We start from the raw sequence: 23084 nt of genomic DNA on the forward strand, positions 1-23084 counted from the left end.
GCCTCCGCGCCATGGATTCGAACCAACCGTCCTGCCATTGCTGTGCCGCCCCCCGAAACCCGAGTCCCTCCGAAACCGGGAATCCCGAAGATGCCGCCAAGCCGGAGGATTTCGCTTCAACCGCCGCACGTCCCCGGCCCGAGCTGCAGAACGGCATGGTTTTCATCCCCGGCGGGGAATTTTGGATGGGCACCGACACGAAGGAAGGCTTCCCCGCCGACGGAGAAGGACCTCCGCGCCGGGTCCGGGTCGACTCGTTCTCGATTTCCGCGCATGCGGTGACGAACGCCCAATTCCAAGCGTTCGTGGAAGATACCGGTTACGTCACGGAAGCCGAAAAGTTCGGCTGGTCCTACGTGTTTCACCTGTTCGTTTCGGACGCCGTCCGCGGCCGGGTCGGCAGCGTTCCCGCCGGCACTCCCTGGTGGTACGTCGTGAACGGCGCCTATTGGGCCAAGCCGGAAGGGCCCGACTCGAGCATCGGGGAAAGGATGGACCATCCGGTCGTCCACGTCTCCTGGAACGACGCCGAAGCCTATTGCCGATGGTCCGGCCAGCGGCTGCCGACGGAAGCGGAATGGGAATACGCCGCCCGGGGAGGACTGGAACGGAAAACCTACCCCTGGGGAGATCTGCTCAAACCGGACGGACAGCACCGCTGCAACATTTGGCAAGGCAAATTCCCCGTCAAGAACAACGCAAGCGACGGCTATGCCGGAACGGCTCCCGTGCACGCTTACGAGCCGAACGGCTACGGCCTATACAACATGTCCGGAAACGTCTGGGAGTGGTGCGCCGATTGGTTCACCCCGGCGTATCACGGAGTCACTTCGACGGTGAACCCCCGCTTCGACGAGCCGACCGGCAGCCGATCCATGCGCGGAGGCTCCTATCTGTGCCACCGCTCTTATTGCAACCGATACCGGGTCGCCGCGCGAAGCAAGAACACGCCCGACAGCTCCAGCGGCAACACCGGCTTCCGGGTCGCGCAATCCTGAATGGGCCTGTTCCAATAACGCGAAAGGGACTCCCGCCACGGGGAGTCCCTTTCGCGTTGCGTCGATTCGCTCTAGGCGCGGAATGGTCAGTGCGCCGCCGCCTTCCTGGCCCCGGGTTTGCCGCCCTTGCGGCGGAACATTCTGTCCCAAGCCTTGTGCAGCAGCGGCATCGCGTAACCGTCAAGACCGAAACGTCCGGCGTTGGCCCCGGCGGTGAAGATCGCGACGCCCAGGACGAGCAGCCACGGGTTCGTGCTTACGGTGCCGGCGACGAGGACCAGAACGTTCAGCGTCATCCCGAAGACCGCGGCCGTCAGCGTCAGTCCGCCGACGATGAGCCCGACGCCGATCAGGAATTCGCCGAGCGGGATCAGGAAGTTGATCAGCTTTACGTTCGGCAGCGCGAAGCGTTCGATAAAGTAGGTGTAATTCGGGAACAGTGCCGCTTGCGTGGCTTTGTCCGTCACCGGGTGCGCGACCGCGTTCTTGAGGAAACCTCCCGCGTCGAAACCGCCCGTCAATTTGTCCCAACCGTGGTGCATCCATTCCCAACCGACATACAATCTCAGCAGCGTAATCGCGGCAGCCGCCCAAACGTTTTCCCTGAACCATCTCAACAGCATGATGGCCATCTCCCTCTGCATTCCCCGTTGAGGGGATCGAATCTTTTCCTTGCATCTTCAATATGGGGGATGCCGCGGATTCCGAATGTGAAGTTCGTCACGTAAATAGGAATCCCCGCCGTCCCGTATGCGTAAAAAATCATAATCACGTTGGGAGGTGGAGTCGTTGAGCATCGAAGAGGCGATTCAAGAAAGGTTCAAATGCTCCAAATGCGGAGGCGCGGAGTGCCGCACGAAAGAAGTGGCGATGACGGGAACGGGGCTTAGCAAAATGTTCGACATTCAGCACAACCATTTTCTTTTCGTATCCTGCGAGAATTGCGGTTTCGTGGAAGTGTATAACCCCGACGTGCTCGAAGGCAAAACCAGAGGGCAGCTCGGAACCGTCCTGGACATTCTGTTCGGATAACGGGTTAGCGGAGCAGTCAAAACGCGAAAAGAGAGGGACCGTTCAGGGCCCCTCTCGACCATTAAATGCCGGCATTCAAAAGGTGAGTTATGGATCACCTGGAGCAGATATTGTTTTGCCGGGTTTGTGTAAGAAAATTACATAAAAGCATCGCAGCAACGGGATTATAGCGGAGTTGTGTAAGAAAATTACATAAAAGCATCGCAGCAACGGGATTTCGGCGGAGTTGTGTAACAAAATTACATAAAAGCATCGCAGCAACAGGATTTCGGCGGAGTTGCGTAAGAAAATTACATAAAAGCGTCGCAGCAACAGGATTTCGGCGGAGTTGTGTAAGAAAATTACATAAAAGCATCGCAGCAACGGGATTTCGGCGGAGTTGTGTAACAAAATTACATAAAAGCATCGCAGCAACAGGATTTCGGCGGAGTTGTGTAAGAAAAGTACATAAAAGCAGCGCAGCAACGGGATTAGAGCGGAGTTGTGTAAGAAACTTACATAAAAGCGTCGCTGCAACAGGATTTCTGCGGATTTGTGTAAGAAAATTACACTAAATCATCGCAGCAACGGGATTAGAGCGGAGTTGTGTAAGAAACTTACATAAAAGCGTCGCTGCAACAGGATTTCTGCGGATTTGTGTAAGAAAATTACACAAAAGCATCGCAGCAACAGGATTTCGGCGGAGTTGTGTAAGAAAATTACATAAAAGCATCGCAGCAACAGGATTTCCGCGGAGAGCTATCCGACCCATTTTTAACAGGAAGAGAGGGACCGTGTTCCGTCCCCGGAAAATCGAGAGTTACATGGCGAGATCCCCTTCCGTTTTTCATGAAAGCGCTTGCCATGGCGTCTCGAAATGATTTCTATTTTTTTCCCGCGGTTCTCATGGCCATCGGCGAAACTTGGTAGTACCCCTTGAACGCCCGAGTAAAGGAGTACAAATTCGGATAGCCCAGCGAGTAAGCGATCTCCGTCACCGTCGCGTCCGTCTCTTGAATCAGCCGCTTGGCTTTGTCCATGCGAACCTTCTGGATGTACTTCTGCGGGGGCATGCCGACCTGGCCTGCGAACGCGCTTGCGAAATAAGAGCGATGCACCCCGGCGAACTCCGCGACTTGCTGCACGGATATTCCTTCCGTGGCGTGAAGCTCCATGTAATCCAAACATTCCCGGATCCACCCTGCCGGCTCTTCCGAAGCGCTCGTTGCCGTATCCGGAATCAGCGCGGCGAACATCCCGTAAATGCCGCTTTGGAGCTCCAGCGAGACGACCGGACTCCACCTTTCGGCGCCTTCCAGCACTTGCAGCGTCCGGTCGACCGATTTCCAGGCGCGCGGGGTGACCGCTTCTTTGCGGTATGGCCGCTCCGGCGTCACCCCCGCCAATTCCAACAGCGGCTTTACCCTTTCCCCGTCCAAGGCCAGCCAGCACAGCTGCAGCGAAGGGTCCGATCGAATCGCCGAATAGTGGTAGGTCCGTCCCGGGAACAGGCAAAACAGGTCGTTCTTTTGCAGTTCGACGCTTCGGCCGCCGAATTCGAAACGCGCCTTTCCCTCGAGCACGAAATGAAGGCTGAAGCACTCGATCCTTTTCGGTCCTACCTTGTATTGGGGCTTGGCCCGGCTTCGTCCCGCGCGAACCGGCCACATGCCTCCCTCCCGATCCAGCGGGCCGGGCGTATAGTAGAGGAATCGCGCGAACTCGTATTCGTATTCCTTCAATCGATCCGTACCCATCGACACCACAGCTCCCAAACACAACAAAATGACAACTTTAATGCAACACGAAGCTATTTTTAAACTCCAATGAATTCAATATTATCATATAAGGAGGGGATTCCACTTGTCTAGACGACCTAACATTTTGCTCATCACCAGCGACCAACAGCATTGGAATACGATCGGAGCGTTCCAGCCGGAAATCTCCACGCCGAACTTGGACCGCCTCGTTCGGGAAGGCACGACGTTCGACCGGGCTTATTGTCCGAATCCGACCTGCACCCCCAGCCGGGCGTCCATCATCACCGGCACGTATCCCAGCCAGCACGGCGCATGGACGCTCGGCACGAAGCTGCTGGAGGACCGCCATACCGTGGGCGAGGATTTCCGCCGGGCGGGGTATCGGACGGCTCTGGTGGGCAAGGCGCACTTTCAGCCTTTGAAATCGACGCCGGAATACGAGTCGCTCGAAGCCTACCCGACGCTGCAGGATCTGGATTATTGGCGGAACTTCGAAGGCCCGTTCTACGGCTTCGACCATGTGGAGCTGGCCCGCAACCATACGAACGAAGCCCATGTCGGACAGCACTACGCGTTATGGATGGAGGAGCAGGGGTGCGCCAATTGGCGGGACTATTTCCTGCCTCCGACCGGAACGATGGATCCCGCGGCGACGTACAAATGGCCCATACCGGAGAAGTACCATTACAACGCCTGGATCGCCGAGCGGACGGGCGCCCTCATGGAAACGTACCACAAGGAAGACCAGCCGTTCTTCCTGTGGGCCAGCTTCTTCGATCCGCACCCGGAATATTTGGCCCCGGAGCCTTGGGATACGATGTACGATCCGGAGAAGCTGACGATCCCCGCGCTCGTGCCGGGCGAGCATGACCGCAATCCGCCGCATTTCGCGATGACGCAGGAAGAGAATCCGGATTTCTCCGCATGGATGGAAACCGGGTTCGGCATCCACGGTTACCGTTCGCACCATTATTACGAATACGGTTCGAAATTCCGGCTGACCGACGACGACAAGAAGAAGCTGGTAGCCGTGTACTACGGCATGATCAGCCTCATGGACAAATACATCGGAAAAATTCTCGATAAACTGGATGCACTGGGTCTCGCGGAGGACACGCTGGTCGTCTTCACGACGGACCACGGCCACTTCTTCGGCCAGCACGGCCTTCAGGCGAAGGGCGGATTCCACTACGAGGATCTCATCCGGCTGCCCTTCATCGTCCGGTATCCCGGCAAAGTGCCCGCGGGCCAGCGGTCGCAAGCGATCCAATCCCTGGTCGACCTGGCGCCGACGTTCCTCTCTTTCTGCGGCCTTCCGATCCCGCGTACGATGACCGGGGTCGACCAGAAGGACGTATGGCTCGGCGCGCGGAAATCCGCAAGGGATCACGCGATCTGCGAATTCCGCCACGAGCCGACGACGATCCATCAGAAGACGTACGTAGACGAACGCTATAAACTCACGGTTTACTTCAATCAGACGTACGGGGAAATTTTCGATTTGCGGGAGGACCCCGGCGAACTCCGGAATTTGTGGAACGAACCCGGGTACGAGGGGCTAAAGTCCGAACTCCTGCTTAAGTACGCGTGGGCCGAGCTTGGCAAAGAGCCGCTTCCGATGCCCCGGATCCATCACGCCTGAAGCCGCGTCGGCACGGAGAAGCCCAAGCCCGGAACGATCGGGCTTGGGCTTCTCGTTTGACGGGGCCGGGACGAGGTCCACGTCGCGCGGCGGAACCGAATGGGCGCGCACATTCCGGACCGCTCGCCGCGAATCGGACGTTTAAATCCCGGCCCCGAGGTAAAAACTAACAGTCATCCAAATCCTGGATGGAAAAGGGTGACCTCCCGCATGGCCTCGGCGAAGCTTACGAACCGTTTGGACGACACCCTTCAAGATCTGGATCGGGAATTGGGGAAGAACAGCGATTTCAAGGTTCGCCGATTTCGCGTCTTCGGACGATACCCCGCGGCGATGCTGCATTTCAGCAACATCAACGATCAGGAACTGATCAACACGAACATCCTGAAAGCCCTGATGTACCTTCCCCCGCATCTTCCGGAGACGGACCGGACTTCGGAGCAATTGAAATCCGCGATCCTTCAAGACGCCTTATACCATAGCGAAAGCAAGTTCGAGCGCGAGATGTCCGCCGTCGTCGTCGCCCTCCTCCGGGGCGATACCGCCGTCGTCGTCGACGGCCTGGACGAAGCCTTGCTGATCGGCACGAGGCAAATCGACAAACGCGGCATCGACCAGCCGGCCACGGAGCAGGTGATCCGCGGGCCCCGGGAAGGCTTCATCGAACCGCTGGCCACGAACATCGCTTTGATCCGCTACCGGTTGCCGACGAAGTCCCTGCGGGTCGAGACCCTGGTGCTCGGGGAAAGAAGCCATTCGCAAATCGCCGTCTGTTACTTGGAAGACGTCGCGAGCCCCAAGCTGGTATCGGAGGTCAAAAAGCGCTTGTCCAATATCCGCCTGCCTGCCATCCTGGATACGGGTTACCTGGAACAATACATCGAAGACAACAATATTTCTCCGTTCCCCCAAGTCCAATACACCGAAAGGCCGGACAAGGTGGTCGCCAATCTGCTGGAGGGCCGCGTCGCCATCCTGGCGGACGGCTCTCCGTTGGCGTTGGTCGTGCCCACCGTCTTCAACCAGTTCTACCAAACCGTCGAAGATTACACCGAACGGTTCCTGCTCATGAGCGCCATTCGGCTTGCGCGACTGGTCGCGTTGATCTTTTCCCTCATCTTTTCATCCCTGTACGTGGCGATCATCTCCTACAACCCCGAGCTGATTCCGACCGAATTCGCCGTCGCCGTCGCGGGCGGGCGGGCCGGCGTCCCGTTTCCGGCCATCGTCGAGGTGCTCGTGATGGAGATCACGATGGAAGTACTCCGGGAGGCGACGATCCGCCTGCCCCAGCAGGTCGGCGGCGCCCTGTCGATCGTCGGCGTCCTGGTCATCGGCCAAGCGGCGGTCGCCGCGGGCTTCGCCAGCCCGATCACCGTCGTCATCATCGCGCTTACGACGATCGGCTCTTTCGCCACGCCTGCCTATAACGCCGCGCTGGCCTTGCGGCTGCTGCGGTTTCCGATCATCGTCATGGCCGGCGTGTTCGGCTTGTACGGGATCGTGATCGGATTGATCCTGATCGTCAACCATCTGCTGTCCTTGAAATCGTTCGGGGTTCCCTATCTGAGTCCGCTGGTGCCGGGCAATTTCAACGGCATGAAGGATTTGCTGATCCGCGCGCCGCTCTTCAGCATGAAGAAGCGGCCCGCCTTCCTGTATCCGCGGGATGCCACGCGCCGGAGTTCGGCGTCCGTGTCTGCGCTCAAGGAACCGCCGTCCGACGTGCTGAGTCCGGCGAACAACAGGGAGAACGATCCGCCAAAGGAGCCGCTGCCATGAGATCCGACCGTGAAATCACCATGATCCAATTAGGCTCGGTCGTTTCCAGTTCCATCATCGGAGTCGGCATTCTGCCTCTCCCGCTGTTCGCGGTAAGGGCAGGGGGAGCCGGCGCCCCCCTCGTCGCGATGCTCGGCTCCATGATCGGGTTTGCGGGGATCTGGCTCCTGGTCGCCCTGGGCAAGCGTTTTCCGCGGGAAACCTTCGTGCAATACAGCCAGTCGATCGTCGGCAAATGGCCAGCGGCGGTCGGAAGCCTGCTCATCATCGTCTATTTCACCGTTCTCACCGCGTTCGGCGCGAGGGAATTCGGCGAGGTCGTCATTACCTCCGTGCTGAAGAACACGCCGGTCGAAGTCACCGTCATCGTCATGCTCCTTTTGACGGCCGTTTCCTGCCGGCAGGACTTGACCGCCTTCGCTTACATCCAGTATTTCTACTTGCCGGTCATTCTCGTTCCGGCCTGGCTGATCGTGATTTTGTCCTTGAAAAACGCCGACTTCATCAACCTTCTTCCCCTCTGGGGCAACGAGCCTCAGGGCATCTGGAGAGGGGGGCTTTCCATCGCCAACCTGTTCCAGACATCGTTCGTCATTTCCTGCATCATCCCGGCCATGAAGCATCCGAACAAAGCGTTGATCCCCTGCGTATGGGGGACCGTGCTTGCCGGGGCGATGTATGTGGCGATCGTGGCGGCGGCGGTCGGGGTATTCGGAGCGGAGGAGATCCGGCTGCTGCTCTGGCCGACGCTCGAGCTGGCCAAGACGACCTCCCTGCCCGCCAACGTGCTCGAACGGATGGATGCCGCCTTCCTGTCCATATGGGTGACCGCCGTCTTCACCACCCTGCATTGCAGTTACACGCTGACCGTGGTTTCGATGGCGGATCTGTTCAAGCTGAAAGATTACCGGGCGCTGCCGATCTTCCTGCTTCCCCTCGTCTTCATGCTGGCGATGCAGCCGCAAAGCATCGTCCAAATGTACACCACCATCCATTTCATCGGGCAATTGGGTTTATTGCTTACGATCGGCTATCCCGCGGTTCTGCTTCTGATCGCCCTCGCCAGGGGAAAAAGGAGTGACGGAGTTGACCGGAAATCGCTGGAGAAGAACGGCTTGCCGGATCTTCCCGCTTCTGATTAGCTTCCCGTTGCTCGGCGGCTGCTGGGACCGCCTGGAGCTCGAGGAACGGGCCGTCATACTCGGCGTCGCCGTCGACGATGCGGAATCCGGACCGGCGGAAGAAGGCGACGTAACCCATATGCCCGATTTCGAGCCGGCTCCGGAGCAGCCGATGTACCGGCTCACCGTCCAAATCGCCTTGCCGGGCAGAATCCCGCTCGGTCCGGGCGGCGGAGGCGGAGGCGGCGGAGGCACCAGCAAGCCGTCGGAAACGGTCTGGATCGTCGGCGTGACCGGGCATACGATCGACGACGCGATGATGAATTTGCAGCAAAAGCTGTCGGCTCCGCTTTTTCTCGGGCATTTGCGGGTCATCGTCGTATCGGAGAAAATCGCGCGAAGAGGATTTTCGAACCTGAACGATTATCTCCGCCGCAATCCCGAGGTGCGGAGAATGGCCTGGATGATGATTTCCGCGGGCAAAGCCGAAGAGGTGATCCGGACCCATCCTCCGTTGGAACGGGTGCCGACCATGTACGTGATTTCCACGCTTGACAATGCGGCCCGGACGGGCAAATTCCCGCAGACGTTCGCGGGCATGTTCTGGAGCAACTCTTCGAAAAAAGGCCAGGAGGGCGTGCTTCCCTACGTGAGGCTGAAAGAAGAACAGACGCTGGAAATCGCGGGTTTGGCGATGTTCCGCTCCGACCGCATGGTCGCCTCCTCGAGCCCTCTCCAAATCGCGGCATACATGGGCATCAAACATATCAACCCGGGCGGCTATCGTGGCATCGTGCAGATCGGCGGCGATTCGCTGACGATCTATTCCACGCACCGCAGCTCCAAAATCCGGGTTCGGATCCGGGACGGTCAGCCCGCGTTTACCGTCGACATCGGCATCGAAGCCAACGTGGAGGAGAAGTCGAACGAATCCGTCTCGCTCAGCAACGAAACCATTTTAAGGGAATTGGAAAAAATCGGGGGACAATCCACACAGGAGCTTTATCAAGGCCTCGTGGAAAAAACCCAGCAATACGGCTCCGACATCTTCGGTTTCGGCGAATACGTCCGGGCGAAAAAACCGGGATTCTGGAACGCGCAAGTCAAGACCAAAGAGAAATGGCAGCGGATGTATAAGGAAGCGTCCATCGACGTGAATTTGAAAATCCATATCCGCAGAATCGGCATGAAAGCCGAATGAACGGAGGATGGCCTCTTGGTATCCGGATCGACGTTAAGCTATTCCGTCATGCTGTGGATCGCCACCGGCTTGTTCCTGCTTCGGATCGACGCGGTCGGCTTCAAGCTCGCCCGTCTGGAAACGGAAAGAAAGTCGACCCGGTTCGCCGGTTGGTTCAACCTCGCGGTCGGCTGCGCGCTGATGGCGTGGGTGATGTTCCGTTGAACGCAAAGAAACCTCCCTTCGGGTGAACCGGACGGTTCCGGCGCCCCTGCGAAAGGGAGGTTTCTTCGTCTAGAAAAAAAAGCAGTGAACGACTCTAGGCGGCAAGATCCGGAATCAATGCCCGGCCCGCATGGCCGCGGTTTCTTCCTCGTTCGGTCCGTACACGCCGGGAGGAACGAGTCCGGCCTGGCGCATCAGGACCGTCATCTGGCCGCGGTGATGGATTTGATGGCGTACGACTAACTCGAGCAATCCGGCATACGTCATGCTCCGTCCGAAAAGCTGCAGCGTCTCGGACAGCTTCGCGTCCGTCCATTGCGCCTTCAGCGCGGCGACGGCGGAGTCGCTGGCCTTGCGGTAGCCGTCGGCGATTTCTTGGGCGCGATTCGGCATCGAGGCGTTGAATGCCGGGCCGTCGACCTGCACGCCGCCTGCGGCGAGCATGCCGGTCACGCTGGTCGTCAAATGCCAGGCTAATTCGCCCAGCTTTCTTCCTTTGGTCTCCGTGACCGCCTGCGTCAAAGACGCGTCCGTCAAGGCAGAGAGCACGTTTAGCGTAAGCGAGGACTCCTGCGCCCAGTCGTCCGCGAACTGTTGGATCGATTGGTACATCCGTCTCGGTCTCCTTTCGGGAATAGGTTGGCAGAACCATGATAACACTCGAAAGAAGCCGTCCGCAAATGCTTCGCCAGCACCGTCAGCACCAGGAAGAGGAAAAAAGTTCCGGCGTGACCGGCCGATCGTTCCGAACCGGAAATGACGTACGCCGCTCCGGTACTGCCGTCCCCGAACGCAAGCTCCATTTTCCGGATGCGATCCCGCCCCGCCATGCCATGGTCCCACCCCCACGGGCGGCGTTCCGAGCCGTTCCCCGGATCCGACGGTTCGCCGTTCAACCCGGTCGCGTCATAGCCTGGAGAAGCGAAGGTCCGATTGCCGTTCCGCGTGACGACGAGCCCCGCCTGCAGCCCGCGCAGCCGTTCGTCCGCTTTGGCCAGAAAGGCGGGATCGGCGAACCGGTCGGGTTCCGTCTCCGCCAGGAACGCCAGGCCCGCGATCCATTCCTCCCGCTGGTCGTAGGCGTGCCGCGAATCGGGAGAACCGTCCTTCCAATTCGAAGAGAGCAAGCCCGCGATCAAGGCGAACAGAAGGACGGGGATAAACGTCATCGCGAGATAGGAAAACACGAGCCGGGTCTTGATGGACATGGATCGGCCTCCTTCGCTCGCCGGCTGCTCTTCTTCCATCCTAAAGGGAAAGTCTAAAGCGGCTCTAAACCAAATCTTAAAAAAATATAAAACCGGCTGTTAGGGCGAAAAAAATAACGGTGCCGAGAGCTTCGCCCCCGGCACCGTCTTCGTCATGATGTTCACAAACACTCTCGGGCTTTCCCGTCCTAATCCAACTTCAAAGCGTCGGCGTAAGCCATCGCTTCCTGGGCAGCGTAGAGAATGAGGCCGACGCACCAGGAATGGGACAGCGTCAGCATCATCCCTTTGGGCTGGAAGCAGTTCGTGTTGTAGAACCGCTCCGTCACCATGCCCTTGTACGCGTTGAAGTCCCCGTCCTCCCGGGCGATAAACTGGAGGAAACACGCGATGTGATCGCGGGTCCGGTCCAGGTAATAGGCGTCCCCGGTATATTTCCACAGGCGGAGCATCTCCGGCACGCAGACGAGCCCGTAGTTGTGGAGATGCTGGTTGGACGCCGAGGCCTGGTCCGCTCCCCGCGAGCGGTAATCGTACTGCCTGAGCAGCGTGAACTCCGGGAACTCCAAATTGTACGTATAGCGGAACGTCATCATCCAATCCGCCGCGCTCGAAGCGAGCTTCAGCCATTCCGGGTCGCGGTCGGATTCGTACAGCAGCACGTAGGACATGACCGCGTTGTAGGCATCCTCCGACGTCGGCGTCAGGTGGACGTCTTCCGGCGCGCCGTAAATGTACTCGTCCAGCACGAAACGCTTGTAGTAACCGCCGGCTTTGCGAGCCGCTTCGGCAAAGGCCGCTTCGCCGAAACAGGAAGCCCCTTCGAGCAGCGCGGCGATCCACAGCAGTCCCCCTGCGCCGTCCCATTCCTCGACGTCACCGGTTTCGCAATGGTAGTAGGAGCCGAAATTGCCGTCCTCCCGCTGGTGAGTCCGCGCGTACCGGAGATTCGACAGCACGGCCTTCTCCCACTCCGGGTGCGAATGGCCTTGGCTTTGCTCAAACGCGAGCGCACGCGTCATGAACAGGGTCGCTTCCGCGATCGTGCGCGCCTGCAGCCACGTCGATTTCGGATTCCAGCCCGCCGTCCAGCCTCGGCCTTCGACCCAGGACGCCCAGAACGTGCCGTTCGGCGCGATGCCCGACGCGACTTTGTCGAGCACGCCGATGCCTGCGTCGACGTAGGAGTCGTTGCCGTGTCTCCGCCCGTAGGCAAGCAGGGCGTAAGCGTACGGGGCGCCGCTTACCCATCCGACGTGCATATGGGGACGGTCGCCCATTCCTTTGACGTTGTTGTTGAATTCGCGGTCGAACGCCGCCGTCTCGTACAGCAGCTGATTTTCGGGGTGATAGTGCCACGTAAACAAGCCGTACGCGGTCAATTCGGCCGCCTTCTCCAAGCCCATCCAAGGATTCAGCCCATGCTTTTCCTCGTGGAGGCGGTACATCCGGCGAAGGAACGGATCGTAAGCATGGGGGGCGGCTTCGGCCGCATACACCTTCCAGCGCAGCGTCACCGTTTGTCCCGGCTCGAACCGGTACGCCTGACGGTCCGCCGGGGCAGGCACGGCACCGCCGACGAACGTCACCGGCTCTTCGCGGTAAGGAAAGTTCAGCCAGATCGAGGTTCCCTCGGCGTTGCCCCGGAAGCCGAGCCCGCCGAGGCCGAGCTCCGACGTCTCGTCCGCGCACAGCGCCCCGCACATGCCGCCGTTCCAGACGAATACAGCCGGAAGCGCCGCCCGGTCGGCGCGGAACGACCAGAAGTCCGACACCATCTTCGCGGGATCTCCGCCGTTGTAATCATAGCGGGGATAAGGGCGCAGGTTTTTCTCGAAGCGGTTTTCCTTGTAAAAGGCGCCGGGGATCATCCAATCGGGACGTCCCGGGCCGATCAGCCCGCATCGGACCGTCAGTCCGTAATCGGCTGGCCGATCGCCTTTGTACGTCAGCGTCAGGGTGACGTCGAACCCGCCGCCTTCCCCGGACACGGCGGTCCAGGCGGTATCGGCTTCGAATAACGCGGATGCTCCGGTTGCCCGGAATCCGTCTCCGGTCGGCTGGACGTCCCGAATCGGGACGTCGCCGGCCTCGCCGGACTCTGGGCTCCACGCCTCAAGGATCGAGGAGAACCGCAGGTACGTATCGCCGTCCTGTCCGTTTGGAGGGTACAACCGGATTTCAGACCCGGCCGCCGATTCATTGCGCATAACGCTCCATTTCATGACGCTTCACCTCGGAGTTTTTCCTGTCGTTAACTGAATACGCTCGCGGTCACGACCCGGTGGTAAGCGCCGCAGCCGAGCGCGCCCTCCGGCATTTTCCACGGCGCGTCGTAATACAGCCGCTTCTCTTCCAATTCTTCGATCCGGTCGATCGTCCCGTCCAAAAATTGCCCGATCCGGTGGCGCGCGGTCTCCAGCCGGGAGAGCACGCCTCCATAGCGGATGTCGAGGACCTCCCAGCCGAACGGCTTGTTGAACGCCAGCCACAGCGCCCGGTGCCGCTTGCGCAGCTGATCCGTCTCTTCCGTCAGGCTTTCCAGCTCGGAGGCGATGGCGTTCAGCTTCTCCCGGTCGCGTTCGTCGTATGCCGCTTTCAGCCGGAGGCCGGCGTCCCATTTCCGCACCAGCACCCGGGCGAGTTGCGCGTAGAAGCCGAAGATTCGGCGCCATTCGCCTGCGCGTTCCGCGGCCTGCTCCATTTGCGCGGCCAAATCGGCGTAATGCTCCCGCAGCGCCGGAAAAGGCTTGACGTTCTCGTCGAACAAGCCGATCAACACGTCTTGCCAGAGCAGGAACTTGGACGGATTGGATTCGTGCACGTTGCCCTCGGAGACGCCCGGCGTCTCGTCGAATCTCCGAAGCGCGAAGAAATCTTCCAGCTCTCCGCCCGCGCACAAGCGGAACCGCTTGGCCAGTTCTTCGCGGTCGACTTCGTCCGCATACCCGTGCTCGGCGAACAGCTGCAGCCCCGCGAGGCCGGCCATGATGCTGGTCTCGGCGCCGTTATCGCCCCACATCGTGGCGAACACGTCGCGCACGCCTTCGTCCTTGCACGCCCGGAGCGCGGCTTCCGTCGTCAGGAGCGTCTTCCCGTAGTTCGGGGCTACGCTTCCCCAGGTCCAGACGCCGCCGGCGAAGACGGGCATGGAACCGAACGCCTTGTGCTTGCGGATGAACGCTTGATAGAAATCGGCGTCGCGGTGATAGTAGTCCCAATAGACGAAACGGACGTTCCCGGGCATCCCGGCGATGACGTCGTCCGGCACGACGGCGTCCGAATCGTAATAGTTGCCGGTTTTGGATCCGAGCCGGAAATACATGTCGCTCCAGATCATCGGGGTCAGCCCGAATTCCCCGCAAATGTCCACGACCTTCTTCAGATGCTCGTTCATGATGTCGAAACGTTTGCGGTATCCGTTTTGGTCCAAATACCGGCCGAGTCCGAGTTGATGGGCTTCGTCCATCCCGATGTGGATCGTCCGGCTGCGCAGCGGCTCCGATGCCGCGCGGATCATGTCGCGGATGAACGCGTACGTCTTATCGGATCCGGCCAGCAGAATGTCCGGCGTGTCGCGCATGTCCGCGGCATAGTTCCATTTCAACGCTTCCGTCAGATGCGCCAGCGTCTGGATGCAGGGCACGAGCTCGATGCCTAGGCTGGCCGCGTAATCGTCGCAGGCCTTCATTTCTTCCCGCGTATATCTTCCGCGCATGTAGCCGAAATAGGGATAGTCGTCGATTTCGAAGGTATCTTCGGTGTACAGCATAAGACGGTTCAGCCCCATCAGCGCCATGGCGCGGAGCAGCCGTTTCACCGAACCGACCGTGAGGACGGCGTTGCGGGAGACGTCGATCATCGCGCCGTTCGTCCCGAAGCGCGGACGTTCGACTCGGCGGAAGGTATTTTCCGCGGACTCCCGTTTCAGTTGCGCCCACAGCCCGAGCGCCCGGAAGAAATGGATCGGCCGATCGTACCGGATGCGGCCTCTCCCGTTCTTGAACGAAGCTTCCAGCGTGCCGTCGCCCGATTTTTCGACGATGATTTCAATGCCTTCCGGGTTCGGGGAAATCCCCAGTTCCCCGGCCAGAAGCCCGATCCCCGTCTCCAAACCTTCCAACTTTCCGTTCAAGCGCAATTCCATCGTTTTCGCCACCTCCGTATGCTTACTGCGCCGCGATCCGCCGGAGCAGCGTTTCGCTGTTCGTTTCCACGTCCAGCTTGTCGGTCGCCGGCTGCGGAACCAAGCGATTTTTCTCCGCTTCCAGCCACCGCCGCCAGGCTTGCTTGTCCTCGCCGAACGCCCGTCCGCTCAAACGTTCCAGCTGCAGGAGCGCCTGTTTCGAGAGCAGGGAACGGGCATCGTTCACGTAAGCGATCAGAATCCCGTACCCGCGCGGGGAGCCGCACCGGGCGAGCGCCCGGCCGAGCGCCAATTCCAGCATGGCCCGCCGCTCGAGGAAATAATCCGGCTGATAACCGGTCTCGGCTTGAAGCCCCTGAAGGAGGGGAATGTCATGCAGCTGCTTGAGGATCGGCACCGCGTCGGGATCCCCCAGCCGCTCGGCTCCCTGGCAGACCGCGTCGACGAAGTAGTATAGTCCCTTGTGCGTATCCTTGAAATCGTCTTCCGTCGGATGAAGCAGGTCCGCCACTCTCTGCCAGGCGGGCAGACTCCGCTTGTCCCGGGCTTCCGCCAGCGAGTAGAGCAGATAGGCCGCATCCGGCATCGCGCCGTGGTCCGGGGGAAGCTGGACGTACATGATTTCCGCGGTGCGAAGCGGAAGCCCGGAGCCTTTCAGGTCTTTCATGATCTCCTCGATCAGTACTGGCACGCCGGCGTTCGAGCCGAGCATCGCCAGCGCTTGGGCGATCCGGATCCTCCGGAGTCCTTCCGCGCCGGGCAGCGCCCGCTCGAGGAACGGAACGATGCGGGGGCCAACCGAGCAAACCTCGACGAACGGGATCGGATCCCGATAGACTTCGTTCATGCGCATGTTGGAGTATTCGTACAGCGGCCGGTCCGCTTCCAGGGAATCGACGAGCCGCTCCAAATCTTCGTCGCGGTAAACGATCGGAGAGAGCTTCCGGGTCAGGATGGACGCCGGAATCAGCCCGGCGTGCGCCAGCCGGGCTTGCAGCTTCGCGACGTCGATGGCTCTCGGCGTCGTGTCTCCGCGGACGGCCGCTGCCGCCGCGAGCGCCGCCGCCGCGCCGAGATTCTCGAGGTCCGCCTGCATGCGGATGGCGGGCAAGGCGTCATGCGTCGCCGAGATCGCCTTTCCGGACAGGAGAAGGCCTTCCAGCCCCCGCGGCAGCAGCATCGAATACGGGATTTCGATCTCCAGGTTCGGCGGGATCAGCCCCACGTTGACCCAATCCGCTCCGCTGACTCCTTTGACGTCGTGATTGCTGAAATGGACGTTCACGACGTCCGGCCACTTGCGGTGCAGCAATTGGTCGGACAGCTTCATGACCGTATCGCCGAGGATATGGCGGCTTTCCCGGGTGGCGACGTAGATGCCGTGATCGTGGCAGCCGTTCCCCCGCCTCCGTCCCGCCAGGATGGCGCGCGTGTAATCGAAAACGTCGGACACGTCCACCATGCTCGTGAAATTGTTCTGGATCTTATCGGGCGCCTGGAATTGCGCGAGCGAGTACCACATGACGGTGTGGTCTTTCTCGGAACCGTAGACGTACTCCGCGCCGGCGAAAGCGGCCACGTCCCCGTCTCCCGTGGCGTCGATCACGGCTTTCGCCGTCACGATCCGCGGGCCCCACCGCGTGGCGACGATCGCGCCGCAGACGCGGTTGCCCCGGACGAGGGCGCCGAACGTCACCGCGTTCAGCACCGGCTCGACCCCGGCTTCCAGCGCCTGCCGCAGCAGCACGTGCTTCTTCGCTTCGAGGTTCCACTTGTGCCCTTTGTACCGAAGGTCCTGCTGAAGGCGGAGGACCGCTTCCTGCAGCTTCTCGGCATAACCGGCCTTGCGGCCGAACCAATAGCTGTCCACGCCGCCGTAAGTGCCCGTCCCGCCGAGTCCCGGGTTCAAGTCGACCAGCACCGTCCGCATCCCTTCCCGCGCGGAGGCGGCCGACGCGCATGCGCCGCCCGATCCGCCGCCCGCGACGAGGATGTCGGCTTGCGCGAGCACGGGAACGTTCGCGGCGGAGACGCGCTCCATCGGCCAGCGGCCCTGCCGGCCGTCCAGGATGGGAATGCGGACCTCGACATCCCGCAGCGGATCCTCGGTCCCCGTTTCATCGGTGCGTACCGGCTTCGTCGGTCCGGCTGCCGCCTGCACGGTGCCGGACGCTTCCTGGCCGGCGTTCCCGTCCGCATGCTCCGTGATCCGGCGGCCTAAACGTCCCCCCGCGAGCGTACCGCTTCGGGCGTCCAGGCAAGCCGGCGAGCCGTCCCGGAGCGCCGGAAGGAAAAGCGACCATACGCCCGGCTGCCGGGTTTTAGCGTCAGCCGGGGTCGAGCCGGCATCATCCGCGGACGCCGCACTCGCCGCCCGTCCATCCTCGCTGCCGTCGTCCGTCAACGTCCGTGGATCGACCGGTCCGTAGAGCTCGTGCGAAGAAGCGCTCAGCACCGCTTTTTCGAACGCCGGAACTTCCTGCATCAGATGGATCGCCAGCTTCATCCCGATTTCGCGCCCCGCGGCTTCCCGGCTGCGATTGGACTCGAGCGTATTGTCGCCCGGCGCGGTTATGGCGAATTCGACGAATACATGGCCGTCGTCCCGGTATCCCCGGCGCAAACGCGCTTCGCCCGAGGCCGCCCCGAGGCCGGCCGGGATCGGCAACCGCTCGGGGGCTTCCCCGCCGAACCGGACGCCGACGAATTCGAGCGTCCGGTAGTACAGCGCGTCTCCCCTGCCGGCCGCGGACACGTCTTCCCCGCACAGGGCGGCAAGCAGGGCCGTTTCGGTCGCATCCACCGCTTGCTTGCAGCGGATCAGCTGGCGGCCGGATTTATTGGCAATGACGAGGCCGGACAATTTCCCCCCGTCCGTCTCGACGCCGACCGGGAGCGAAGCGTACAGCAGCCCGATCCCCCGTTCCTCCAGAAGCTCTTCCAGGCTCGATTTCAGCCGGTCCGGATGCAGCGGAACGAGGTTCCCGCCGCCGTTCGCCTGCTCGATGTCCTGGTCCCGCAGCACCCGCCGGATGAGCTCAGGCGGCTCCGCTTCGTCCTCTTCCGATTCCAGCCAGGGCCGAAGCGTCGCGGTCAGCTCCCGGCCCAAATAGGTGCGCGGCTCGATCACCATCACGCGGCGTCCCGCTTTCGCCAGCTCGAGCGCGCAGGAGAGGCCGGCGAAAGAGCCGCCCGCCACGACCGCGTCGACGCGGGCAATCACCGGCAGCTCCGTTGCCCCGATCGTCAAGCCCATTCTCGATTCCTCCATCCCTTCAGAATCCCCCGGTTGATAAAAGGAAAGCCGCCGGTTAAGGCAGCTCCGATTGTTGAAAAAAACCTTAGACGCGTGAACCGCTGCAATCGCGCACCACATGCTCTCTATTCCGCAGGGTTCATCTTCTAACCGCCGCAATAGCGCACCACGTGCTCTATTCCGCAGGGTTCATCGTCTAACCGCCGCATTAGCGCACCACGTGCTCTATTCCGCCGAACAATCCACCCATCGCCAAAATAACGTACCACATCCGCTATTCCGCCGAACTTTCCATCCCATCGCCGAAATAACGTACCACATCCGCTATTCCGCCGAACCAACCACTCAGCCAACGAAATAACGTACCACATCCGCTATTTCGCTGAACCAACCATCCCATCGCCGAAATAACGTACCACATCCACTATTCCGCCGAATCGCCGGGGTCACGATCGTGCTGGTTCCTGAGTGACGGGGATATCCCCGTCGCTCAGGAAAATCCCGATTCGCCAGGCGCTGCGGAGGCGTAGGTCGGCCCATGCCGCCGGTTAAGGCAGCTCGATCTCGATCGTCGCTTCGCCGTCCGCGCCGGAGCAATCCGCTTCGTACAGCGAGCCGCCGGCTTGCTCCCAGCGGATCTCCTCCCCGTCGCACCGCACGCTAACCGGCGCCGCGTCCGCCGCGAAAACGAACTTGCCGCCTTCGCGAAGCTTCAGCACCGACCGATTCCCATCCTGCCGCAAGCGGAGCACGGCATGCGACGATACGTATTTCTCCGCGAGCCCGATCGGAACGACGGGTCCGTCGGCCGGGACAATGGTATACAGAGCATAGCCGCCTTCCGGAAGCCGGAACGGCACCCGCTCGTCCGCCCCGACGAAAGCCAGGCTGCGGGTGAAATGTTCGTACACCGCGAACCGCTTGCCCGCGAGGCCCGGAACGTCCCGCGGCCCGACGCCGCCTTCCACGGGTTCGGGCGACGTATGGATATGGAACGCCGCCACCACGCCCGCGCCGGACGCGCCGGCTTTGTTCCAGATTTTCAGCGGCACCGCTTCTTCGGCGGGGTTGCGCAGCAGGCAATCCTCGGTCGGCGCGGGCGTGCCGTCGCAACGGATGATGCTGCCGTCCCGGTAGATCAGCGGCCACAGTTTCGCGGGGTCGGTCTTCTCCAGCGCGTCGCTGACGTAGACCGGTCCGCCGCTGACGGAGCGGAGCACCGCGTTCTGGACGTCATCGTGGTTGCGGGTCCAGTACATGTCCCAGTCTCCCCAGTAGAACGCGCCGTGGTAAAACGAGTTGTAGGCGTTCTGCAGCGCGTGCTCGGGGAATCCCCGCTTCTCCTGCGGCACGAAATCGTCGCTGTTGCGCGATACCGCGGAGTTCGGGCGGTGCCAAATGTTTTCGGCCGCCATGCCCATGCAGTTGATGATCGTCTTATCGAAATGCAGCGCGACGGAAGCCTCCAGCGCGGTATGCGCGGCCGAAGCCGCTTCGCCGATGGAGCGCTGCCCCTTGAAGAAATTCAGCACCGCGCTCTGGCTGTCGACTTTGACGAAATCGACGCCCTGTCGGCGCAAATACCCGTGCCAGGCATTCCAGAACCCGAAGCCGCGTCCCGCCTCCGGGTACGGCACGAGATGGCCGCGCGGCACTTGGAACAGCGAATCCCGCGTCTCTCGGGCGATCGCGCTGTCGGGGTCGATGCCTCCCCAATAACCGGCGATCGTGTGCCAGACGCCGACGTGCCGGATGCCGTGCGTTTCCTTCAGCTCGCGGATCGTATGGGCGAGCCCGTTCGGGAATTTCCCCGGGTCGGCGTCGAACGCGGCAAGCCTTCCGTCCCGGATTTCCGACCAGCCGTCGTCGATCATCACCCAGCGGACCGGCAGGCCGAGCTTCCGCAATTCGTCCGCCTTGGCCAACAGTCCTTCTTCGTTCACCTGATGGTAAAAGGCGTCCCAGCTGCACCAGCCGAGACCGTCCAGGATTTCGGGATACGTCTTCGCTTCGCGGGGAAGCGTGGGGAAATCGAGCGCCTTCAAAGCGGCGCCGACACTATCCCCAACGAGCCCGTACGGGTCTTGGCCCGCCGCCAAGGCGAACGCCAAAGTGCGGATCTCCGTGTAACCGTCCTGATAAGTAGACACGCGAAGCGAGAAGCCTTCCGCCGAGCCGGCCGCCTCGGTCCGGCAGACCGGCCCTACGGCCGGCAGCAGATATCGGTAGCCGGAGGACGCGCGCCAGAGCAGCGATTGCGTCCGGCCCGGCAACGCCGCGGGATCCGTGGAGAAATGGGGCCGCGTCCACCAATCTTTATGCTGGTAAAGGGCCAACAAGCCTTCGATCGGTTCGGCCGGGGAAACGGTGACGACGATCCCCCCTTCGGGAGCGAAACACCGCTGCTTGCCGAACGCGTTGTCGTTCCGCGCTTCCGCTTCTACCGAAGCCAGCATGACGTTGCCGTAGAAACGCAGGATAAGCCGCGCGCTGACCCATTCCTCCGCGTGGCGGAAACGGCAAACGGCTTCCTCGTAAGATCCGGCCCGGTCCGTGCCGGCCGAGCGTTCGATCCCGTCCGGGATCAGCGCCGCCGGCGGCGCCGCGGGATCCAGGCGGACGGAAAGCCCGAACGCTTCCGCGATCCGCCCGATCCGTCCCTCCGATTCATGAAACAAACCTTCCTCGCGATAGCTGATCATGGCGCCCCTCCGCGTTAATATTGGCTGACGACTTTGGAAATGTAGCGGAAACCGTCGACGTCGTATCCTTTGGCCGACGCGATGTTCTCCGCGAGCTGCATGAGCGGAAGCACGGTCGTGATTTGCGGCATAAGCCCGCTTACGCCCGGCAGCACGAGGATCCGATCGGCCGGGATCTTCGCAGGCGCGGCCGCGCGGTCCGCGATCAGATAAACTTCCGCCTCCAGCGAAGCCAAAAACTCCGCATGGCCGAGCGATTCGTCCAGGCTGTCCGCTCCGGCGACGATCACGATCGGCAGACCGGGCTGGACGACTTCGACGTTCCCGTGGCGGAATTCGGACAGCGACATGCCTTCGGCGTGTTGGAACGTTTTCTCCTTGAGCACGAGCGCCCCTTGCTGGGCCGTGACGCCGAACTCCCTGACGCCGAGCAAGTAGAATTTCTCGCGCTTCGCGAGCGCACCCGCCCAATCGGCGATCTTCCTATCACTCCCGGAGAGCGTGTCGCGAACGGCGTCGGGCAATGCCGCCAACGCCTGCCAGAACGCCTCGTTTTCCCCCGCCGCGATCGCGTTCAAAATCAGCAGCGTGGCGGCGTACGACTTGGTCGCCGAGCTGACTTCTTCCCCAGCCTCCATCAGGATCGTTTCATCGGCCAACCTGGCGAGCGCGGAATCGCTGGCGTTGGTGATGCCCCAGACGGGAACCCCGCGCCGCTTCATAGCCTCGATCGCCGCCTTGGTCTCGTAGCTTTCGCCCGATTGGGACACGAGAAGAACCAGATCGTCCGCGCCGAGGAACGATTCCAGCAGAGAGACGTCCGCTGCGGGCACGACGTGCGGCAGAAAACCCGCTTCCTTCAGAAAGGCGTATTGGCCGACCTTGCAGGCGTTCAGCGAAGCGCCCGTTCCCATCAGGATCACATGGCGGCGGGAACGCAGACTTTCGTGCAAATGCCCGAACCGCGACCGGTCGGACCGCGCGAACGCGAGACTCACTTCATGGGTATCTCGGATTTCCTGCCGCATTCTGGAGCTCATGGGTTTCCCCCTTCTTCCTTGTTATTCGCCATTCGGAGCAAATCGAACCGGGACGCGCTCTTCAGCAGGCTTTCGCCGCGCATCGGGAACTTGGCGCCGCGGATTTCGTCCAGGCCGAGCAAATACGCGCCGACTACAGGTTCGTATAAAGCGTCGACAACGTTCGCCTGGGGCGCTTCCATCGCCAGCTTCCCGGCGATCGACCGCTGCAGGATCCGGTCCTTCGCCTTGAAAATGCTGCCCGACAGCACCACGTCCGTCCGCAATCCGGCATCGCCGATGCGGCGGAGCCCCGCGATGGCGTAACGCGCGACCGATTCGCCGTGCCGTTCCAGGATGCCGACCGCGGCCGGATCGCCGGCCCTCGCCGCTTCGAAGACGAGCGGCGCGGCGTCTTTGTACGGCCGCAGCTTCCCGTTGATCCGGCGGAATAGCAGTTCGTCTACCGTGGGGACGCGGTAAAAACCGAGGACGAGCCCGGTTAAGCGGGTGGGCGGGCCGATGCCGGCGTGCGCGTTGCAAACCGCGACGACCGCGGCTTTGCCGATCGACGTTCCGCCCATGTCCTCGTCGTTGACGTAGTATCCAAAGATAAACCGCCCGCCGTCCGGCGTCTGCACGGCGGCGTTAAAAGCGGTGCCGGCGCACAGCACGACGCCGTGGCCGGCATCCGTGCCGCCGCGCTGCGCGATGACGCAGTCGTTGCATACGCGCACGGAAGGGACGCCGATCGTACGGATCAAGGCGTCCTCCAGCAGCGGGTATTCGTAATCCCAATCGGCGCCGGTCAGCCCGCCGACCAGCAGCGCGATATCGGCAGCCGACGCGCCCGCCTGGCGCATGGCCTCACCGCACGCCGACCGGACCATGGACATCGCCATGTCCATGCCGTCGCTGGAGTGGCAGGCTCCCCCGGCGTACCCGACGCCGAGAATCCGGCCCGCGTCATCCCCGACAAGGGCGGCCGTCTTGGTGGAGCCTTGATCGACCGCGAGCAGGAAGGCCATGCCGC

General features: G+C 61.6%; 17 protein-coding genes. 7 read left to right on the top strand and 10 right to left on the bottom strand.

The features are described from left to right. Window positions 1-11 precede the first annotated feature (11 nt). Entirely contained in the window at window positions 12-998 is a 987-nt protein-coding gene (locus tag PTZ19_RS20190) for a formylglycine-generating enzyme family protein (RefSeq protein WP_422615022.1), read from the top strand. A gap of 86 nt (window positions 999-1084) precedes the next feature. Here the strand turns inward: PTZ19_RS20190 and PTZ19_RS20195 are convergent, their stop codons facing one another. Continuing rightward, entirely contained in the window at window positions 1085-1621 is a 537-nt protein-coding gene (locus PTZ19_RS20195) for a DoxX family protein (protein WP_276357094.1), read from the bottom strand. A 166-nt stretch (window positions 1622-1787) separates the two neighbouring features. Between PTZ19_RS20195 and PTZ19_RS20200 the strand changes: the two genes are divergently transcribed. Next, window positions 1788-2030, top strand: coding sequence for a zinc ribbon domain-containing protein (locus PTZ19_RS20200; RefSeq protein WP_276357095.1), 243 nt, complete (start codon window positions 1788-1790; stop codon window positions 2028-2030). Window positions 2031-2893: 863 nt separating this feature from the next. Here PTZ19_RS20200 and PTZ19_RS20205 read toward each other — a convergent pair. Further along, window positions 2894-3751: an AraC family transcriptional regulator gene (locus tag PTZ19_RS20205; RefSeq protein ID WP_276357318.1), complete on the bottom strand. Its 858-nt coding sequence runs from the start codon at window positions 3749-3751 to the stop codon at window positions 2894-2896. Window positions 3752-3872: 121 nt separating this feature from the next. Here PTZ19_RS20205 and PTZ19_RS20210 point away from each other — a divergent pair, with 121 nt between their 5' ends. The 5 genes from PTZ19_RS20210 to PTZ19_RS20230 all read left to right on the top strand — a co-directional run bounded on the left by PTZ19_RS20210 (window position 3873) and on the right by PTZ19_RS20230 (window position 9719). Then, on the top strand, window positions 3873-5411 hold the full coding sequence (locus PTZ19_RS20210; protein WP_276357097.1) for a sulfatase family protein: 1539 nt from the start codon (window positions 3873-3875) through the stop codon (window positions 5409-5411). A gap of 210 nt (window positions 5412-5621) precedes the next feature. Continuing rightward, window positions 5622-7193 (top strand): spore germination protein, encoded by a 1572-nt coding sequence (locus tag PTZ19_RS20215; protein ID WP_276357100.1) that lies wholly within the window; start codon window positions 5622-5624, stop codon window positions 7191-7193. After that, complete coding sequence (locus tag PTZ19_RS20220) at window positions 7190-8335, top strand: GerAB/ArcD/ProY family transporter (RefSeq protein WP_276357101.1); 1146 nt, start codon at window positions 7190-7192, stop codon at window positions 8333-8335. The genes PTZ19_RS20215 and PTZ19_RS20220 overlap by 4 nt, the downstream gene beginning before the upstream one ends. Continuing rightward, window positions 8271-9515, top strand: coding sequence for a Ger(x)C family spore germination protein (locus tag PTZ19_RS20225; RefSeq protein WP_422615023.1), 1245 nt, complete (start codon window positions 8271-8273; stop codon window positions 9513-9515). Before PTZ19_RS20220 ends, PTZ19_RS20225 begins: the two co-directional genes overlap by 65 nt. A 15-nt stretch (window positions 9516-9530) precedes the next feature. Then, window positions 9531-9719, top strand: coding sequence for a CLC_0170 family protein (locus PTZ19_RS20230; protein WP_276357108.1), 189 nt, complete (start codon window positions 9531-9533; stop codon window positions 9717-9719). Window positions 9720-9833: 114 nt separating this feature from the next. Here the strand turns inward: PTZ19_RS20230 and PTZ19_RS20235 are convergent, their stop codons facing one another. The 8 genes from PTZ19_RS20235 to PTZ19_RS20270 form a co-directional block, all read right to left on the bottom strand. Further along, window positions 9834-10331, bottom strand: coding sequence for a DinB family protein (locus PTZ19_RS20235; RefSeq protein ID WP_276357111.1), 498 nt, complete (start codon window positions 10329-10331; stop codon window positions 9834-9836). Then, window positions 10271-10927: a hypothetical protein gene (locus PTZ19_RS20240; protein WP_276357115.1), complete on the bottom strand. Its 657-nt coding sequence runs from the start codon at window positions 10925-10927 to the stop codon at window positions 10271-10273. The genes PTZ19_RS20235 and PTZ19_RS20240 overlap by 61 nt, the downstream gene beginning before the upstream one ends. Before the next feature lie 188 nt (window positions 10928-11115). Continuing rightward, complete coding sequence (locus PTZ19_RS20245; RefSeq protein WP_276357119.1) at window positions 11116-13152, bottom strand: hypothetical protein; 2037 nt, start codon at window positions 13150-13152, stop codon at window positions 11116-11118. 29 nt (window positions 13153-13181) lie between these two features. After that, window positions 13182-15074 (bottom strand): beta-N-acetylhexosaminidase, encoded by a 1893-nt coding sequence (locus tag PTZ19_RS20250; protein ID WP_276357122.1) that lies wholly within the window; start codon window positions 15072-15074, stop codon window positions 13182-13184. A gap of 22 nt (window positions 15075-15096) precedes the next feature. After that, on the bottom strand, window positions 15097-18345 hold the full coding sequence (locus PTZ19_RS20255; RefSeq protein WP_276357125.1) for an FAD-dependent oxidoreductase: 3249 nt from the start codon (window positions 18343-18345) through the stop codon (window positions 15097-15099). Between the two features lie 533 nt (window positions 18346-18878). Further along, window positions 18879-21032, bottom strand: coding sequence for a Sip1-related alpha-galactosidase (locus tag PTZ19_RS20260; protein ID WP_276357128.1), 2154 nt, complete (start codon window positions 21030-21032; stop codon window positions 18879-18881). A 14-nt stretch (window positions 21033-21046) separates the two neighbouring features. Further along, complete coding sequence (locus PTZ19_RS20265) at window positions 21047-22072, bottom strand: SIS domain-containing protein (protein WP_276357131.1); 1026 nt, start codon at window positions 22070-22072, stop codon at window positions 21047-21049. Next, window positions 22069-23079, bottom strand: coding sequence for an N-acetylglucosamine kinase (locus tag PTZ19_RS20270; RefSeq protein ID WP_276357134.1), 1011 nt, complete (start codon window positions 23077-23079; stop codon window positions 22069-22071). The genes PTZ19_RS20265 and PTZ19_RS20270 overlap by 4 nt, the downstream gene beginning before the upstream one ends. Window positions 23080-23084: the final 5 nt, after the last annotated feature.

Source organism: Cohnella caldifontis, from assembly GCF_029360585.1.
Lineage (GTDB): Bacteria > Bacillota > Bacilli > Paenibacillales > Paenibacillaceae > Cohnella > Cohnella caldifontis.

What these genes read in the sequence shown, in the direction of transcription:
- PTZ19_RS20190 (WP_422615022.1), top strand. Translation starts at nt 12, where the DNA reads ATGGATTCGAACCAACCGTCCTGCCATTGCTGTGCCGCCCCCCGAAAC.
- PTZ19_RS20195 (WP_276357094.1), bottom strand. Translation starts at nt 1,621, where the DNA reads ATGCTGTTGAGATGGTTCAGGGAAAACGTTTGGGCGGCTGCCGCGATT.
- PTZ19_RS20215 (WP_276357100.1), top strand. Translation starts at nt 5,622, where the DNA reads ATGGCCTCGGCGAAGCTTACGAACCGTTTGGACGACACCCTTCAAGAT.
- PTZ19_RS20220 (WP_276357101.1), top strand. Translation starts at nt 7,190, where the DNA reads ATGAGATCCGACCGTGAAATCACCATGATCCAATTAGGCTCGGTCGTT.
- PTZ19_RS20235 (WP_276357111.1), bottom strand. Translation starts at nt 10,331, where the DNA reads ATGTACCAATCGATCCAACAGTTCGCGGACGACTGGGCGCAGGAGTCC.
- PTZ19_RS20240 (WP_276357115.1), bottom strand. Translation starts at nt 10,927, where the DNA reads ATGTCCATCAAGACCCGGCTCGTGTTTTCCTATCTCGCGATGACGTTT.
- PTZ19_RS20245 (WP_276357119.1), bottom strand. Translation starts at nt 13,152, where the DNA reads ATGAAATGGAGCGTTATGCGCAATGAATCGGCGGCCGGGTCTGAAATC.
- PTZ19_RS20250 (WP_276357122.1), bottom strand. Translation starts at nt 15,074, where the DNA reads ATGGAATTGCGCTTGAACGGAAAGTTGGAAGGTTTGGAGACGGGGATC.
- PTZ19_RS20255 (WP_276357125.1), bottom strand. Translation starts at nt 18,345, where the DNA reads ATGGAGGAATCGAGAATGGGCTTGACGATCGGGGCAACGGAGCTGCCG.
- PTZ19_RS20260 (WP_276357128.1), bottom strand. Translation starts at nt 21,032, where the DNA reads ATGATCAGCTATCGCGAGGAAGGTTTGTTTCATGAATCGGAGGGACGG.
- PTZ19_RS20265 (WP_276357131.1), bottom strand. Translation starts at nt 22,072, where the DNA reads ATGAGCTCCAGAATGCGGCAGGAAATCCGAGATACCCATGAAGTGAGT.
- PTZ19_RS20270 (WP_276357134.1), bottom strand. Translation starts at nt 23,079, where the DNA reads ATGGCCTTCCTGCTCGCGGTCGATCAAGGCTCCACCAAGACGGCCGCC.